The organism is Enterobacter sp. BIGb0383 (assembly GCF_003751845.1).
Taxonomy (GTDB): Bacteria; Pseudomonadota; Gammaproteobacteria; order Enterobacterales; family Enterobacteriaceae; genus BIGb0383.
Genome location: NZ_RJKQ01000002.1, coordinates 1 through 15,016, shown reverse-complemented (window position 1 = coordinate 15,016; position 15,016 = coordinate 1). Strand labels below are relative to the sequence as shown.

Here is a 15,016-nt window from a genome sequence, read left to right as displayed (position 1 = left end):
CCGATGAGCCGGGTAAGATTTCTTTTCAGCAAGGCGTGAAAAAGCTGATATTCTGAACGTAGTTACACGGTCACACTGAGATCGCAATGAAATATCAACAACTGGAAAACCTTGAAAGCGGCTGGAAATGGAAGTACCTGGTGAAGAAGCACCGCGAAGGGGAGTTGATCACCCGGTATATTGAGGCCAGCGCGGCCAAAGACGCCGTCGATTTATTGCTGACGCTTGAAAATGAACCCGTGCTGGTCAGCAGCTGGATTGAGCAGCATATGAGCCCGTCGCTGGTGAACCGGATGAAGCAAACCATCCGTGCGCGGCGCAAGCGGCATTTTAACGCCGAGCATCAGCACACCCGTAAAAAGTCTATCGATCTTGAGTTTGTTGTCTGGCAACGCCTGGCAGGACTTGCGCAACGCCGCGGCAAGACACTGTCAGAAACCATTGTTCAACTGATTGAAGATGCCGAACATAAAGAGAAATATGCCAGCAAGATGTCGACGCTGAAAGAGGATCTTCAGGCGATGCTCGGCAAGAAGTAGCCTTACCGCTTCCAGCGGTATTCAGGCATAAAAAAACCCCGCAGCGCGGGGTTTTTTACTGGACGGAGAACTTAAGCCTGCGGCTGAGTTACAACGTCTTTGCTACCACGAACTTCGATCTCAACACGACGATCCGGAGCCAGGCAGTCGATCAGCGCAGCGCGAGGCTTAACGCTTTCACAGGTGCTGCCGGTAACCGGGTTGGATTTACCCATACCGCGTGCGGAAACTTTGTCAGCCGGGATACCTTTAGACACCAGGTAATCAACAACGGACTGAGCACGTTTCTCAGACAGAGTCTGGTTGTAGGCATCAGAACCGATACGGTCGGTGAAGCCCAGAACCACTACTGAACCGTCTTTCGGATCCAGGTTAGCCAGCTGAGAGTACAGCTGATCCAGTGCCTGCTGACCTTCCGGTTTCAGAGTTGCTTTGTTGAAGTTGAACAGAACGTCAGACTTCAGGGTGAAGTGCTTGGTCTGTACTTCCGGAGCCGGAGCCGGAGCCGGTGCAACTACCGGTGCAACGTCTTCCTGCTGACCGAAGCGATAAGAAACGCCCAGGCTCAGCAGACCGTTGTCCGGACGGGTGCCAACAGTCGCGGCATCACCGATGTTGTTAACCCACTGGTATTCCAGACGGGTAGCGATATCACGGGTAACAGCCCACTCAACACCGCCAGCGAATACCGGAGAAATACCGGTGTCGTGGGCTTTGAAGTTGCCATCATTGTTCTGTGCTTTGGTGTCAGCACGCCATACCATACCACCCAGACGAGTATACACGTCCAGATCGTCAGCAACCGGGTAGCTCAGTTTAGTGGTCAACTGAACGCCCTGTGCCTTGAAGGCACCGTTACCGTTTTCCATGCTGCCTTTGTAAGCCATACGGCCTAACCAGTCGTAGCCCAGCTCGAAGCCAACGTACGGGTTAACCTGGTAGCCACCGAACGCGCCAGCGCCCAGCTGATCTTTACGGGTCGGACCGTCGTTTTGACCGAGAACGGAACCGGTGTCGTGGTACTGAGACCAGCCCAGTTTAGCACCTGCGTACCAGGTGTTATCCTTCGGAGCGGCCTGCGCTACAGTAGCGAAGCCTGCCAGTGCCACTGCAATCGCGATAGCTGTCTTTTTCATTTTTGCGCCTCGTTATCATCCAAAAATCGCCATGAAGATTATCTTAAAATTCACGGTTAAATCCTTCACCGGGGGAGTGACTTAATTGGTACTCTGCCGATATATGCGGCTTAAGCCGAGTACCCCTGGCGATGTAAAGTCTACAACGTCGTTGGAAACTTACAAGTGTGAACTCTGTCAGGCATATGAAAAAAAAAGAGTTGTGTACATAAAATTTAACATTTATGTTTGGTGCCTGGATGACCGCGAGATACGGGAAACCGCATCAGACAAGCGTTGCCACAGATTTTACATGAGCCCTGAATCTGTTACAGACAACATAAAATATTTCCCAGGAATAATCTCATTTTCACTTAATGATACAAATTTGAGTGAATTTTTAGCCCGCTGAGCTGTCCCGGAGTCGATGACTGAGTTCGCACCGGACGCATAATAAAGCCCATCGCATTTCCTTCTTCAGCGGCCAGAACCAGTCGAGAATGTTCATCTTCCGTTAGCTCTTCGGAAATCCAGCCGATGACGACGCTGTAATTGCCGGTGCGAAGCGCGCGGATCATTGATTCCAGGGTATGGCAGGGCGACATCTGGTTTATTTGCATAACCTTCGCTAAAGGCAGCCCGGCAGATTGTACCCATTCGCGGCTAAGCTTCTGCTGAGGAGTCAGCCACAGCTGCCAGCGAGACTGTTGCCCGAGCTGTTGCAATAACGGTAACAACAGCAGCTGCGTCAACATGGGCTGGTCCTCACGGTAGGCCACTTCGCTAATCAGCCCGGCTGATGTGTGCTGTTGATGAGCATGCGCGGGGTGAGTTGCATGGTTAGCGGAAAACGTAGAGCGATTTGCATAGTCTGAAGTGTACATAATCAATCCAGCCCTGTTGGTTACTGTATGGATGTACAGTATACCTGAGCAGAGCAAAGATCAACCTCATTTTCGGAAAGTGACTCGCAAATTTCGTTAGTCGTCCCGCCAATCCTTAAATTCATCTTGCCGTCTGTGCGGAAGTTCCCTAAGGTGCGCCTTCAAGGAACTGTTAATTTCATTTGTCTTTATATACATGATTTAAAGGGATAATCGTCATGAATATATCGAGCAAAAGGGTGTGTGCTTCTCAGCAATTCTTCTCTCCTCTCGGGCATGTACGGTGTCGGGCGCTATTTGGGGGCTACAGCCTCTCTATCGATGACACGGTGTTCGCCATGGTGGCGGAGGGCGAATTATATTTGCGCGCTGCGGAAGAAAGCGCGCAGTACTGTACGACGCATAACCCTCATCTTCTGAAGCTGAACAAACGCGGCCGCGAGGTCTTACTCAACTATTACCGGGTCGATGAAGCACTGTGGGACGATAGCGACATGCTGCTGCTGTTGTCCGGCTACTCCCTGCAGGCGGCACGGCGTGAGAAAGCCTGGCAACGCGACCGGCGCAGACTCAGAGATCTCCCCAACCTGAATTTCCAGCTTGAACAGCTGCTTTTCGAAGCCGGCGTCACCAGCCCTGATGTGCTGTACCTGCTCGGGGCTGAGCGCTGCTGGCTGAAAATGCGGGGATTACGTAAAGAGCTGAGCGTAAAAGTGCTGTTCGCGCTGGAAGGGGCGATTGCTGGCGTGCATGCTGCGGCGCTGCCGACCTCACGACGCCAGGAACTGACAGACTGGTTTAACGGTCTGCCAGCGGTGTTTTCTCCGGGGTAGTCGCCTGCCGCTGGAGCCGACAGAACTCGGGCAGGAGCGCGACCAGTAGCCCGATCTGCTGAACAACCAGCGGTTCTTTACTGTCCGGACGTGGCTCCAGATGCTGGATTCGCTGGACCAGTCCGTCCAGCGATTGCTGAACGCGCTGCTCATCTGTCGGTGAGTGATGCAGAGCATCGTCTACATAGCAGACGGCGTCGTCGAGCAGCGTCAGAATATCCGCCGCCGTAATTTTTTCCCGGTGCGCGCCCAGCGCGGAGATATAACTGGTGAAGGTGTGGTTCAGACACAGAAGCCGGAAAGCGACCTCACGCACGGCGGGAGAAGCATCTGGCTCTGACGACATGTTCGAGACTACCGAGGCCAGCTCCGCATCGCGGTTATGGGCATCGCGTCTGGCAATGCGGTAGGCAAGGCGGTTATCACGGCCCTGATGATACTGCTCCAGAATGGCATCCAGATAGCGACAGTTGGCGTCAACGGCGCGTTCAAGCACGCGAGGGAGATTCCTGAACCGCCAGTCAGGCCAGATAAAACTCACCGCCGCCCAGGCAATCGCACAGCCTATCAGAGTATCGATAACGCGCGGCAGCGCCACCTCAAACCCTTCCCCCAGCAGATTAAAACAGAGCAGCACCAGCAGGGTAATAAACATCGTGGCATGGGCATACTGAACATTGCGAAAAGCAAAGAACAGGACGCCGGTCACGACGACTAATATCAACTGGCCCTCCAGAGAGGGGACAAAAAACAGGATCGGCAGCCCAATCGCCACCCCAACCAGGGTGCCGATAATACGCAGCGCCAGGCGATGGCGCGTCGCATTGTAGTTTGGCTGACACACGAACAGGCTGGTGAGGAGGATCCAGTAGCCGTGGTCCATCCCGGTCAGCTGAATCAGCCCATAGCCCGCGCAGAGCACAACGGACATTCGCACCGCGTGGCGAAAGAGCGCTGACTCCGGCGAAAAGTTGCGGCTCAGGCGCTGACGGATATCGCTAAAGCCATGCAGGCTGTCGTCCGCCAGCTGATTTTCCGTATCCTGTTCCGTCGTCGCGGGAACCTGCCCGGATTCAATCGTCGCCAGCTGGGCGTCGATAGCACGCAGGTTACTCAGCAGAAAGCCCAGCGCTTTCATTTGCTCCCCGGAGGCACCGTCCCGACTGACGCGTTCGAGGGCAGCATCAAGGTGGGTGAAGGCGCGCTCAAATAGCCGATCGTGCTGGTAAGGCGTACGCAGCAAGATAGAGCGCGATAGCTGCTGACAGGCCTGAGCCTGCAGACTCAGCAGTCGCTGGAAGCGAAACATCACATCGCTGTAGCGGAAACGGTCGCGCAGAACCTGATACTGAATATGCGAAGAGCTGGCGCGCTCGTGGATATCCTGAGCGACAAAATAGTAGTGCAGCGTACGACGGGTGCTGCGCTGGCCACGATCCCCACGCAGGCGCGTCAGCAGTGAGGCTTTGGTTTGATTAAGTGTATTGACCAGCTCTCCGTTGGCGAGCGCCAGCGGATACATCGGCGCCTGATGTTCATCTTCAATATCCGGATCGAACAGCCGTGATTTCAGTTCGAGATAGTGGGCCAACTGCTCATAGCTGCGCGCCAGATTGTCCTGCAACGGGCGGATCGGAAACAGCAGGTGACCCGTTAACGTCAGCAGGTTATACCAGACGGCTCCCGCCAGCAGCAGTAGCGGCTGCTGATACCAGCCATCATAGAGCGACTCACCCAGCATGGTGTAGATGGCAATCAGCAGCGCGCCAAAGGCGATGGTGGCGTAGCGCTGCCCCAGCCCGCCCAATAAGATAAAGCCGCTGGTGGAGATCAACAGACCAAGGGCGAAGAGCCACGGCCAGGGAAACAGCAGTTCAACCGAGGCGGAAGCGATAAAAAAGCTCACCAGGGTAATGACCAGGTTACGCAGGCGGCCGCTAAGCCTGTCATCAAGGTCGGTGAGTGCGGCGGCAACCACGCCCAGCGTGAGCGGGATCGTCAGTTTGACGTCGCCCAGCCACCATGGCAGTGCCGCCGTTCCACAGAGGGCGATAAAAATCCGCACGTTGTACAGCCAGCTGCTATTCCAGGTGTAGCGGCGAATCAGTGGGTTCAGCATAGTCACATCAGGCCCTGTTTACGGATAACGGCGACGGGCATTGGCATCACGCGCCGCACGTGCGGTCTCGACGGAAACAACCCGACGGCCAACGGGCCAGACGGCGATAGCGGCAATCTTAAAATTAGCGATCCCGACCGGGATCCCGATGATGGTGATGCACTGGGCGATACCGGCAACAATGTGCATTACGCACAGCCACCAGCCAAAGAAAACAAACCATAAAATGTTCAGCAGGGTGCCGCCGGTATTGAGCAGCGCATTTTTCCCATCCGGCTCAAGTTCATCGACGTGCATCGCCTCATTGCCGTAGGGAAAAAGCGAAAGTCGGGTGATCTCCCAGCAGGAGCGGGTCAGCGGCAGGGTGATAATCAGCACGATACTGACCAGGGTTGCCAGCAGCCATGCCAGCGTGGTTGCGAACCCACCCAGTACAAAGTTCAAAATATTCAGAACGGTACGCATAGACCCTCCGTGTTGCTGTCAGAAAATAAGACCCGATGATTGTAACGTTTTTTTGCGCTGGAGCACCTGATATCTGGCGGTTACACTGTTCGGTAATTCAATAAGAGTGGATCTGGCGACGCATGGAACTAAAAGCAACATCTCTCGGTAAACGGATGGCACAGCACCCTTATGACAGCGTCGTTCTGCTGAACGCCGGGGTGAAGGTTTCCGGTGAACGTCATGAATATCTTATTCCATTCAATCAGTTGCTCTCTATCCGTTGCAAGCGTGGCCTGGTCTGGGGAGAGCTGGAGTTCGTGTTGCCGGACGAAAAGGTTGTGCGTCTGCACGGGACGGAGTGGGGCGAAACCCAGCGTTTTCATCATCATTTACAGTCTCTCTGGCAGCGCTGGAGCGCGGAAATGAGTGAGGTTGCGGCCGGGGTGCTGAACCAGCAGCTGGCCGCAATGCGTCAGAACCGCGATGAGCAGAAGTGGCTCACCCGCCAGCAGGCGCAGGAAATGCAGCAGCAAATTCTGCGGACGTTTGCGGCGATTCCGTTACCCGAGTCGCGGCTGGAAGAGTTTGAAAATTGCCGTGAAGCCTGGCAGCAGCTGAAAGCCTGGCTCAAAGACAGCGATGCCGGTCGTCTGCAGCATAATCAGGCGTATACGGAGGCCATGCTGCAAACGCATGCAGATTTCTTCGCGCAAATTGAATCTTCACCGCTGAACCCGGCTCAGGCCCGGGCGGTGGTGAATGGCGAACAGTCGCTGCTGGTGCTGGCTGGCGCAGGCAGCGGCAAAACATCGGTGCTGGTCGCGCGTGCGGGCTGGCTATTGGCGCGAGGGGAGGCCTCGGCGGATCAGATCCTGCTGCTGGCGTTTGGCCGCAAGGCCGCACAGGAGATGGACGAGCGGATCCAGCAACGTCTGCATACGGATAAGATCGGTGCGCGCACCTTCCACGCGCTGGCCCTGCATATTATCCAGCAGGGCAGCAAGAAAGTTCCGGCGATCAGCACCCTGGAAAACGATACCCGCGCACGTCAGGAACTGCTTATCGATGTCTGGCAGCAGCAGTGCCAGGAGAAAAAAGCCCATGCAAAAGGCTGGCGGCAGTGGCTCGAAGAAGAGATGGAGTGGTCGGTGCCTGAGGGCGACTTCTGGCACGATGAAAAACTGCAGCGTCGTCTCGCCAGCCGTCTTGATCGCTGGATAAGCCTGATGCGTATGCACGGCGGCTCACAGGCGGAGATGATTGCGTCAGCCCCGGAAGAGATCCGCGATCTCTTCTCCCGCCGCGTGAAGCTGATGGCACCGCTGCTGAAAGCCTGGAAATCCGCGCTGAAGGCGGAAAATGCGGTCGACTTCTCCGGTCTTATCCATCAGGCAATCAATATTCTGGACAAGGGGCGCTTCGTCAGCCCGTGGAAGCATATTCTGGTGGATGAGTTCCAGGATATTTCCCCGCAGCGTGCCGCGCTGCTGGCGGCATTGCGCAAACAAAATTCCTATACAACCCTGTTCGCCGTAGGCGATGACTGGCAGGCGATTTATCGCTTTAGCGGCGCCCGGCTGGCGCTGACTACCGCCTTTAATGACAATTTCGGCGAGGGGGACAACTGCGCGCTGGATACCACCTACCGTTTTAACAGCCGCATTGGCGAGATCGCCAACCGCTTTATTCAGCAGAACCCGTATCAACTGGCAAAACCGCTGAATAGCCTGAGCGCTGGCGATAAAAAAGCGGTGACCTTGCTACCCGAAGAGCAGCTGGAAGCACTGCTGGACAAACTGAGCGGCTATGCCAAACCCGAAGAGCGGATCCTGGTGCTGGCTCGCTATCATCATCTGAAGCCTGACTGTCTGCAGAAAGCCGCGACGCGCTGGCCAAAACTGCAGCTCGACTTTATGACGGTGCACGCCAGCAAAGGGCAGCAGGCGGATTATGTCATCGTGCTGGGATTACATGAGGGGAACGACGGGTTTCCTGCTCCGGCGCGGGAATCCATTATGGAGAGTGCGCTGCTGCCGCAGCCGGAGGATTTCCCCGATGCGGAGGAGCGCCGTTTGCTCTATGTGGCGTTGACCCGTGCGCGTCATCGCGTCTGGCTACTGTTCAGCAAGACGCAGCCGTCATCCTTTGTTGAGGTGTTGCGTCAGTTGGATGTGCCGGTGGCGCGCAAACCCTGAGGTAAACAGGCGGGGATAACCCGCCTGCGCATTATTTCAGGCGATCCTGGAGATAGCGCTGATAGTCGGGGATCAGAATTTCGACGCTGTCGCCAAACCCCGGTGACTGAATAATAAAGTCAGCGGTAGAAAGGTTGGTTGCCACCGGAATATTCCACACCGTCGCGAGACGCAGCAGGGCCTTCACATCCGGATCGTGAGGCACCGCGTTAAGCGGGTCCCAGAAGAAGATCAGCACATCGATCTTCCCTTCAGAAATCAGCGCGCCAACCTGCTGGTCGCCGCCCATCGGGCCGCTCAGCATGGCGTTGACCTCAAGACCCGTTGCTTTTTGAATCAGGTTACCGGTCGTGCCAGTAGCGTACAGTTCGTGCTGGGCCAGCAGGTCCCGGTGGCGTTCCACCCAGTTCATCAGCATTTTTTTACAATGATCGTGCGCAACCAGCGCGATATGTTTACGCGCCGCAATCGTGCGGGTAGTCAGTTCCATAGTCAGGTTCCAGTGTCATTTTGCTACAGATTACAGGAAGCGTTTTCTGCTGCAAGTCGCTGTTTATAGATGCTGTTTAAATTGCGACGCAGGGCGGTAATCCCCACGGAGGAATTGGTGGCAAAAGGGAACCTGGCGTACACTGGGTAAAACGGCGAGGAGGATATCGATGAAAGAACATGACATTGCAACCATTCTGAAGTCTACTCGGACCATTGCGCTGGTGGGTGCCAGCGATAAGCCGGAGCGCCCGAGCTATCGGGTCATGAAATATCTGCTCGATCAGGGATATCACGTCATCCCGGTATCGCCGAAGGTCGCTGGTACGACCCTGCTGGGGCAGAAGGGCTACGCCACTCTGGCGGATGTGCCGGAAAAGGTCGATATGGTCGACGTGTTCCGCAATTCCGAAGCGGCATGGGGCGTGGCGCAGGAGGCGATTGCCATCGGCGCTAAGACTCTGTGGTTACAGTTGGGCGTTATTAACGAGCAGGCGGCCGTGCTGGCGCAGGATGCCGGACTGAATGTGGTGATGGATCGCTGTCCGGCGATTGAAATTCCACGGCTGGGCCTGGCGAAGTAAAAAAACCGCCAGGCGGTTTTTTAGTGGCGGAGATGCGGGCTCTGTAACCGGCGGCGGATGGTACGCGCCAGTTCATCCATTGACGGCTGCTCCGGATGTTCCGCCGCGATTTCACTGCTAAGCTGGGCTTCTGCCAGATAGGTGTGCACCGCGTCGCCGTCGTCATCTTCCATGACCACATGGTACCAGGGCGCATAGCGTAGCTCTGCGTTCACCGCCAGATCGTCTTCCAGCGGTTCATCGAGGGCGTATTCCGGGTCAATATCTACTATCACGCCCAGATACCCTAACAGGGAATGGCGGACCTGCTGGCCAATACCGAATTTGCTGGCAATCATAGTTATCTCCCGAAAATGGCTATCCCTGAGATATGGGGGCTATTCGCCCCTTATCAAGTCACATCACGCGACAGGCAAATCCTTTCAGGTAGAGACCTTCCGGATAGGGGGCGATCACCGGATGATCGGCAGCCTGGCGGAACTGCTCTATAAATTGTACATCACGCCCGGCATCTATTGCGGCATCGGCGATGATTTTTTGGAATAAATCCGTGGTCATCAGGCCGGAGCAGGAGAAGGTCAGCAGCACGCCACCCGGATTCAGCAGCTGGATCGCCAGCATATTGATATCCTTGTAGCCACGGCAGGCGCCCATCAGCTGGCTTTTATTCTCAACGAACTTCGGCGGGTCCATCACGATCACGTCAAAGGTTTCACCCGCGTCGCGATATTTGCGCAGCAGCTTAAAAACGTCGTCGCGAACGAACTCGGCCTTGCTGAGATCCAGCTGGTTGAGGGTGACGTTCTGTTTTGCCACGTCCAGCGCTTCCTGAGACGTATCAACGCTGATCACCTGACGGCAATCGCCCATCAGAGCCGAAACGGCAAAACCACCGGTGTAGGAGAAGCAGTTCAGCACGCGCTGGTCTTTCACATAGCGGCGTGTTGCCAGACGGCTGTCGCGCTGATCGAGATAGTAACCGGTCTTATGGCCACCTTTGATATCGACAAGCAGTTTCATACCGTGTTCTTCGATGGGCAGCAGATCAGGAGGCAGATCGCCGCTGACCGGCCCCTGGGCCAGCTCCAGACCCTCTTTTTTACGCACCGCAACGTCGCTACGATCGTAAATGGCGCACTCCGGATAGCACTGCTGCAGCGCCGCCACCAGGGCAGGGCGCTGATACTCCGCACCGGCGCTCAGCAGCTGCAGGACCAGATAAGCGCCAAAGCGGTCAATAGTGACGCCCGGCAGGCCATCGGACTCACCGGCGATCAGACGATAGCTGTCCAGCCCGTCACGCTGAGCCAGCCAGTCGCGCCAGGTTTGCGCCTGCTGCAGGCGACGCACGAAGAAGTCGATATCGATAGCTTCATCTTTATTAAAGGTCCAGACGCGAGCGCGGATTTGCGAAGCCGGAGAGTACGCCCCGCGCGCCAGCCATTTTCCCTGATGGTCAATGATGTCGATGGTTTCACCGGTGCTGGCTTTGCCTTCCATGCGCCCAACGGCACCGGAAAAGACCCACGGATGACGGCGCAGTAATGATTTTTCGCGCCCTTTGGCTAACACTAAACGTACACTCATAATTGGCTATTCTGTGATAATGAAGAAAATGGGCGCCATTTTCCCGACTTCAGCCGGGAAATGCAACGCATCAACGCGCAACGGGAGGAAATGATGACCAGTCTTTGCACGATGGCATGGGTACATGGCCGGGTACAGGGCGTGGGTTTTCGCTACAGTACGCAGCACGAGGCGACGCGACTGGGGCTGACCGGCTACGCACGAAATCTGGATGACGGTAGCGTCGAAGTACTGGCCTGCGGCGATGCCGGGCAGGTTGAACAGCTCCTGGCATGGCTGCGGGCCGGTGGGCCACGCAGCGCCGTCGTTGATCGGGTATTAACCGAGCCCCATCACCTGGCAAAACAACTGACCGGTTTCTCGATCCGCTACTAGATACATTTTACCGGCTTCGGCAGGCCGGCAATTTTGGTTGCCTGTTTAGCCGGGCCTTTCGGGAACAGGCGATAGAGGTAGCGGCTGTTGCCTTTCTCCTCGCCGAATTTATTCGCCATTGCTTTCACCAGCATCCGAATAGCCGGTGAGGTATTAAATTCCAGGTAGAAGTCACGCACAAAACGCACCACTTCCCAGTGCTCAGAGGAGAGGACGATGCTCTCTTTTTCCGCAATCGCCTGCGCCAGCGGTTCGCTCCACTCGCGGCTGTTTTTCAGATAGCCTTCGCTATCGGTCTCTACTTCCCGGCCTTCAAAAGTCAACATAGTCATTCGCAGCTCATTCAAACGGCGGTCAGTTTACCAAAAAAGAAAGCCCCGCATAAGCGGGGCGCGGGATGCTGCGTCAGGAGCGTTAGTCTTTGCTGGCGAAGCCAAGCAGGCTCAGCAGGCTGACAAAGATGTTGTACAGGGAGACGTACAGGCTCACCGTGGCGCGGATATAGTTGGTTTCCCCGCCGTGAATGATATTGCTGGTCTCATACAGGATTGCACCGGAAGAGAGCAGAATAAAGGCTGCGCTAATCGCCAGATGCAGCGCAGGCAGCTGCAGGAAGATGTTAGCAACCATACCGACCAGCAGAACCACGACGCCTGCCATCAGCATACCGCCGAGGAAGGACATATCTTTGCGCGTGGTCAGCACATAGCCCGAGCAGGCGAAGAACACCAGCGCCGTACCACCCAGCGCCATGCCGATAACGTCACCCATTCCCGCGGACAGATAGGCATTCAGGATTGGGCCGAGGATATAGCCCAGGAAGCCGGTAAAAGCGAAGGCGGACAGAATACCGACGGGTTTATCGGCCGTTTTGTAGGTCAGGAACATCAGACCATACATACCGACCAGCGTCAGGATCAGGCCCGGCGAAGGCAGCATCAGCAGAGTGCTGGCCGTCGCTGTGATCGCAGAAAACGCCAGCGTCAGGCTGAGCATAAAATAGGTGTTACGCAGCACCTTGTGCGTGCTGAGCAGCGATGAACGGTCACGAGATGATGTAATTATACGATCCATGAATCACTCTCTATAAGGACGGATGTAATTAGTTACGCAGCATAAAAAACCGCAGCGCAATGGCCTACTGCTTTTACCCATCTTTACGCTTACGCTTCGCTGAGATACGGAAGATTATTCTGCCACACGCGCTCTGTACGGCGTTAAACCTTGGCTCGCGATAATTTATTCAGATCGAGCTCTTATAGGTGGCTGAAATACATTGCGTTAGTTCCGACCCGGCGCTAAGAGTGAGGGTGGATGTCGTGATAATTGCAAACCAATAAGGCGAAGGATATGAAGCTAAACAGAGTGACGTTTTCTTTACTGGCTGCGGGACTGATGAGCGTCAGCGCGTGGGTTCAGGCGGCTGAGGTTCCGGCGGGCACGCCGCTGGCGGAAAAACAGGAGCTGGTGAGGAACAACGGCAGTGAACCGGCATCGCTTGACCCGCATAAAGTAGAAAGCAACGTCGAGTTTAATTTAATCAACGATATGTTCGACGGGCTGGTGGCGGTCAGGCTGGACGGGTCGATTGAACCCCGTCTGGCAGCAAGCTGGGAAAACAAAGATAACCTCGTCTGGACCTTCCACCTGCGACCCGGCATTACCTGGTCAGACGGAACGGCGATCACTGCCCAGGACGTGGTCTGGAGCTGGCAACGACTGCTCGATCCGGCCATCTCTTCTCCCTATGCCAGCTATCCCGGCCATATGCATATCGTGAATGCGACGGAGATTGCCGAAGGCAAAAAAACGCCCGATACCCTCGGCGTTAAAGCGCTGAATGACACCACCCTGCAGGTGACGCTGACCCAGCCGGTCGCCGCTTTCCTGCCGATGCTGGCACACCCAAGTATGGTGCCTGTCGATCGCGTTCTGATTGGCCGCTTTGGGGATAAGTGGACCAAACCAGAGCACTTTGTCGGGAGCGGCGCCTATAAAATCTCTGACTGGGTTGTGAACGAGAAAATCATCGCCGTGCGTAACCCGCGCTACTGGGATGACAAAAAAACGGTTATCGAAAAGGTGACTTATCTGCCCATCAGCTCCGAAACCGCCGATGTAAACCGCTATAAGGCGGGAGAAATTGATATCACCAATACCATCCCGGTAAACCAGTTTGCGCAGCTGAAAAAGACGCTGGGCGATCAGGTCAACGTAACCCCTCAGCTGGCAACCTACTACTACGAATTCAATACCACCAAAGCGCCGTTTAACGACCCCAGAGTGCGCAGAGCATTAAACCTGGCGCTCGACAAAGACATCATCGCGGAAAAAGTGATGGGGCAGGGACAGCGACCCGCCTGGCTGGTCAGCCAGCCGGAAATTGGCGGGGTGAAGCTGACGAATCCGGAATACGCTGCCTGGCCGATGGATAAACGTATTGCCGAAGCGAAGAAACTACTCGAGGAGGCTGGGTTTAATCAGCAGCATCCTCTCTCCTTTAGCCTGCTCTATAACACCATGGAAACCCACCAGCGCATCGCGATTGCCGCGGCCTCTATGTGGAAGAAAAATCTGGGAGTGGAAGTGAAGCTGCAAAATCAGGAGTGGAAAACCATGCTGGATACCATGCACACGGGGAATTTTGACCTGGTGCGCTACGCGTGGATTGCCGACTACGATGATGCTTCGACCTTCCTGAACAACTTCCGCACCGGCAGCAGTGAAAACACCAGCCAGTACAGCAACCCGGCTTACGATGCCCTGCTGGTGAGTGCCGCGAAGGCAAAAGATGTGGCTGAACGCGGCAACTATTATCAGCAGGCGGAAGATATGCTGGCGCAGGATGCGCCCGCGATCCCGGTTTATCACTATGTCAGGACGTATCTGGTCAAGCCCTGGGTCGGCGGATTTGCACCGAACAACCGGGGGGAGTACTACACCAAAGATCTTTTCCTTAAAAAACACTAGTCAGGCCCGGCTTTCTTGCTGTTAAAACATCCGGTTTGCTGTTATTTCGGACGTTTAACAGTATTTTGCCTGTTTTTCAGGCAAACGAACGTTATCGGGCTTTACAGGGCGCATCGGGATGTTTATAGTGCGCCTCATTCCGGAAGTGTGGCCGAGCGGTTGAAGGCACCGGTCTTGAAAACCGGCGACCCGAAAGGGTTCCAGAGTTCGAATCTCTGCGCTTCCGCCAGATTAAACAAGGGGTTCCCATCAGGGAACCCCTTTGTTTTTGCGTAAAAACGACCCCAGTAGCCTATTTTTCTTATCTATCAGCCCCGCTCCCTGTCGCTCCGGCGTTCCAGAACGCTTTCCTGTTACCTGCCTCGGTATCCTTCTCCTGGCGTGTGCCATCAAGATAAAATGCGTTTTTTTGACGACTTTAGGAATTAATAAACCCTGTATTAATATCCCTTTCGTTATATAAATCCGTTATTGATATTAATTACTCTTACCTGTTTTTCTTTCCCCTTCCATTTTTAGTCGTTCTTCTAAGATAATTCCCTAAGATATTTCTTGTCAGGGCATGATCCATTTATTGTCCTGATTTAAATCAATGCTGCATCGTTTTCAAATAAAATCCTGACGTTATCATCGTGCGCGACAGATATTCCTGGTATTTTCCTTTTTATCAACCGAAAGAGAGGGTTTTCTGTCCTTTTTCCGGTCTTTTTTTGTCCTTTGCCAGTCATAAATTCTTAGGATTTTTCTAATTGCAGATCGAAGATCTCAATATTTGATCATTGTAAGCGTAATGTTCTATTATGCCACTGCACGGACCAGTAGCTGGCAAATGATTAAACAGCAATATATAAGAGGGAATTATGGGCGATAGCTTCCAGC

The 15,016-nt window shown here is 54.8% G+C and carries 15 protein-coding genes and 1 tRNA gene; 7 read left to right on the top strand and 9 right to left on the bottom strand.

Annotated elements, in window-relative coordinates; translation table 11 throughout:
- The first annotated feature begins 86 nt into the window (after window positions 1-86).
- On the top strand, window positions 87-539 hold the full coding sequence (matP, locus tag EDF81_RS08510; protein ID WP_123347724.1) for a macrodomain Ter protein MatP: 453 nt from the start codon (window positions 87-89) through the stop codon (window positions 537-539).
- A 71-nt stretch (window positions 540-610) separates the two neighbouring features.
- Here matP and ompA read toward each other — a convergent pair whose 3' ends face one another.
- Both ompA and sulA read right to left on the bottom strand, forming a co-directional pair.
- Entirely contained in the window at window positions 611-1,675 is a 1,065-nt protein-coding gene (ompA, locus tag EDF81_RS08505; RefSeq protein ID WP_123347723.1) for a porin OmpA, read from the bottom strand.
- Window positions 1,676-2,028: 353 nt separating this feature from the next.
- On the bottom strand, window positions 2,029-2,538 hold the full coding sequence (sulA, locus tag EDF81_RS08500) for an SOS-induced cell division inhibitor SulA (RefSeq protein ID WP_123347722.1): 510 nt from the start codon (window positions 2,536-2,538) through the stop codon (window positions 2,029-2,031).
- Between the two features lie 218 nt (window positions 2,539-2,756).
- Between sulA and EDF81_RS08495 the strand changes: the two genes are divergently transcribed.
- The gene (locus tag EDF81_RS08495) at window positions 2,757-3,371 is read left to right on the top strand and encodes a TfoX/Sxy family DNA transformation protein (RefSeq protein WP_123347721.1); all 615 of its coding nucleotides are present in this window, start codon (window positions 2,757-2,759) and stop codon (window positions 3,369-3,371) included.
- Here the strand turns inward: EDF81_RS08495 and yccS are convergent.
- The gene (yccS, locus tag EDF81_RS08490; RefSeq protein ID WP_123347720.1) at window positions 3,337-5,490 is read right to left on the bottom strand and encodes a YccS family putative transporter; all 2,154 of its coding nucleotides are present in this window, start codon (window positions 5,488-5,490) and stop codon (window positions 3,337-3,339) included. The two genes, EDF81_RS08495 and yccS, sit on opposite strands and share 35 nt — an antisense overlap.
- Window positions 5,491-5,508: 18 nt before the next feature.
- Window positions 5,509-5,955: a YccF domain-containing protein gene (locus tag EDF81_RS08485; protein WP_123347719.1), complete on the bottom strand. Its 447-nt coding sequence runs from the start codon at window positions 5,953-5,955 to the stop codon at window positions 5,509-5,511.
- 122 nt (window positions 5,956-6,077) lie between these two features.
- Here EDF81_RS08485 and helD point away from each other — a divergent pair, with 122 nt between their 5' ends.
- Window positions 6,078-8,132: a DNA helicase IV gene (gene helD / locus EDF81_RS08480; protein ID WP_123347718.1), complete on the top strand. Its 2,055-nt coding sequence runs from the start codon at window positions 6,078-6,080 to the stop codon at window positions 8,130-8,132.
- Window positions 8,133-8,163: 31 nt separating this feature from the next.
- Here the strand turns inward: helD and mgsA are convergent, their stop codons facing one another.
- Window positions 8,164-8,622 carry a methylglyoxal synthase gene (gene mgsA, locus EDF81_RS08475; protein WP_123347717.1) on the bottom strand — a complete coding sequence of 153 codons (459 nt, stop codon included), beginning with the start codon at window positions 8,620-8,622 and terminating at the stop codon, window positions 8,164-8,166.
- A 169-nt stretch (window positions 8,623-8,791) separates the two neighbouring features.
- Here mgsA and EDF81_RS08470 point away from each other — a divergent pair, with 169 nt between their 5' ends.
- Entirely contained in the window at window positions 8,792-9,205 is a 414-nt protein-coding gene (locus tag EDF81_RS08470) for a CoA-binding protein (RefSeq protein ID WP_123347716.1), read from the top strand.
- A gap of 20 nt (window positions 9,206-9,225) precedes the next feature.
- On the opposite strand, the gene hspQ is transcribed toward EDF81_RS08470, so the two are convergent.
- Window positions 9,226-9,543, bottom strand: coding sequence for a heat shock protein HspQ (hspQ, locus tag EDF81_RS08465; protein ID WP_123347715.1), 318 nt, complete (start codon window positions 9,541-9,543; stop codon window positions 9,226-9,228).
- Window positions 9,544-9,601: 58 nt separating this feature from the next.
- Window positions 9,602-10,792, bottom strand: a complete 1,191-nt coding sequence (gene rlmI / locus EDF81_RS08460) for a 23S rRNA (cytosine(1962)-C(5))-methyltransferase RlmI (protein WP_123347714.1) — start codon at window positions 10,790-10,792, stop codon at window positions 9,602-9,604.
- Between the two features lie 93 nt (window positions 10,793-10,885).
- Here rlmI and yccX point away from each other — a divergent pair, with 93 nt between their 5' ends.
- Complete coding sequence (gene yccX / locus EDF81_RS08455; RefSeq protein ID WP_123347713.1) at window positions 10,886-11,167, top strand: acylphosphatase; 282 nt, start codon at window positions 10,886-10,888, stop codon at window positions 11,165-11,167.
- Here the strand turns inward: yccX and tusE are convergent.
- On the bottom strand, window positions 11,164-11,493 hold the full coding sequence (gene tusE / locus EDF81_RS08450) for a sulfurtransferase TusE (protein ID WP_123347712.1): 330 nt from the start codon (window positions 11,491-11,493) through the stop codon (window positions 11,164-11,166). The two genes, yccX and tusE, sit on opposite strands and share 4 nt — an antisense overlap.
- Before the next feature lie 88 nt (window positions 11,494-11,581).
- Window positions 11,582-12,241: an FtsH protease modulator YccA gene (yccA, locus tag EDF81_RS08445; RefSeq protein WP_123347711.1), complete on the bottom strand. Its 660-nt coding sequence runs from the start codon at window positions 12,239-12,241 to the stop codon at window positions 11,582-11,584.
- 276 nt (window positions 12,242-12,517) lie between these two features.
- Here yccA and EDF81_RS08440 point away from each other — a divergent pair, with 276 nt between their 5' ends.
- Window positions 12,518-14,137, top strand: a complete 1,620-nt coding sequence (locus EDF81_RS08440) for an ABC transporter substrate-binding protein (protein ID WP_123347710.1) — start codon at window positions 12,518-12,520, stop codon at window positions 14,135-14,137.
- Window positions 14,138-14,278: 141 nt separating this feature from the next.
- Window positions 14,279-14,366, top strand: a tRNA-Ser gene (locus tag EDF81_RS08435).
- The last annotated feature ends 650 nt before the right edge of the window (window positions 14,367-15,016 follow it).

Coding starts and splice junctions, on each gene's coding strand:
- matP (WP_123347724.1), top strand. CDS start 87: ATGAAATATCAACAACTGGAAAACCTTGAAAGCGGCTGGAAATGGAAG.
- ompA (WP_123347723.1), bottom strand. CDS start 1,675: ATGAAAAAGACAGCTATCGCGATTGCAGTGGCACTGGCAGGCTTCGCT.
- sulA (WP_123347722.1), bottom strand. CDS start 2,538: ATGTACACTTCAGACTATGCAAATCGCTCTACGTTTTCCGCTAACCAT.
- EDF81_RS08495 (WP_123347721.1), top strand. CDS start 2,757: ATGAATATATCGAGCAAAAGGGTGTGTGCTTCTCAGCAATTCTTCTCT.
- yccS (WP_123347720.1), bottom strand. CDS start 5,490: ATGCTGAACCCACTGATTCGCCGCTACACCTGGAATAGCAGCTGGCTG.
- EDF81_RS08485 (WP_123347719.1), bottom strand. CDS start 5,955: ATGCGTACCGTTCTGAATATTTTGAACTTTGTACTGGGTGGGTTCGCA.
- helD (WP_123347718.1), top strand. CDS start 6,078: ATGGAACTAAAAGCAACATCTCTCGGTAAACGGATGGCACAGCACCCT.
- mgsA (WP_123347717.1), bottom strand. CDS start 8,622: ATGGAACTGACTACCCGCACGATTGCGGCGCGTAAACATATCGCGCTG.
- EDF81_RS08470 (WP_123347716.1), top strand. CDS start 8,792: ATGAAAGAACATGACATTGCAACCATTCTGAAGTCTACTCGGACCATT.
- hspQ (WP_123347715.1), bottom strand. CDS start 9,543: ATGATTGCCAGCAAATTCGGTATTGGCCAGCAGGTCCGCCATTCCCTG.
- rlmI (WP_123347714.1), bottom strand. CDS start 10,792: ATGAGTGTACGTTTAGTGTTAGCCAAAGGGCGCGAAAAATCATTACTG.
- yccX (WP_123347713.1), top strand. CDS start 10,886: ATGACCAGTCTTTGCACGATGGCATGGGTACATGGCCGGGTACAGGGC.
- tusE (WP_123347712.1), bottom strand. CDS start 11,493: ATGTTGACTTTTGAAGGCCGGGAAGTAGAGACCGATAGCGAAGGCTAT.
- yccA (WP_123347711.1), bottom strand. CDS start 12,241: ATGGATCGTATAATTACATCATCTCGTGACCGTTCATCGCTGCTCAGC.
- EDF81_RS08440 (WP_123347710.1), top strand. CDS start 12,518: ATGAAGCTAAACAGAGTGACGTTTTCTTTACTGGCTGCGGGACTGATG.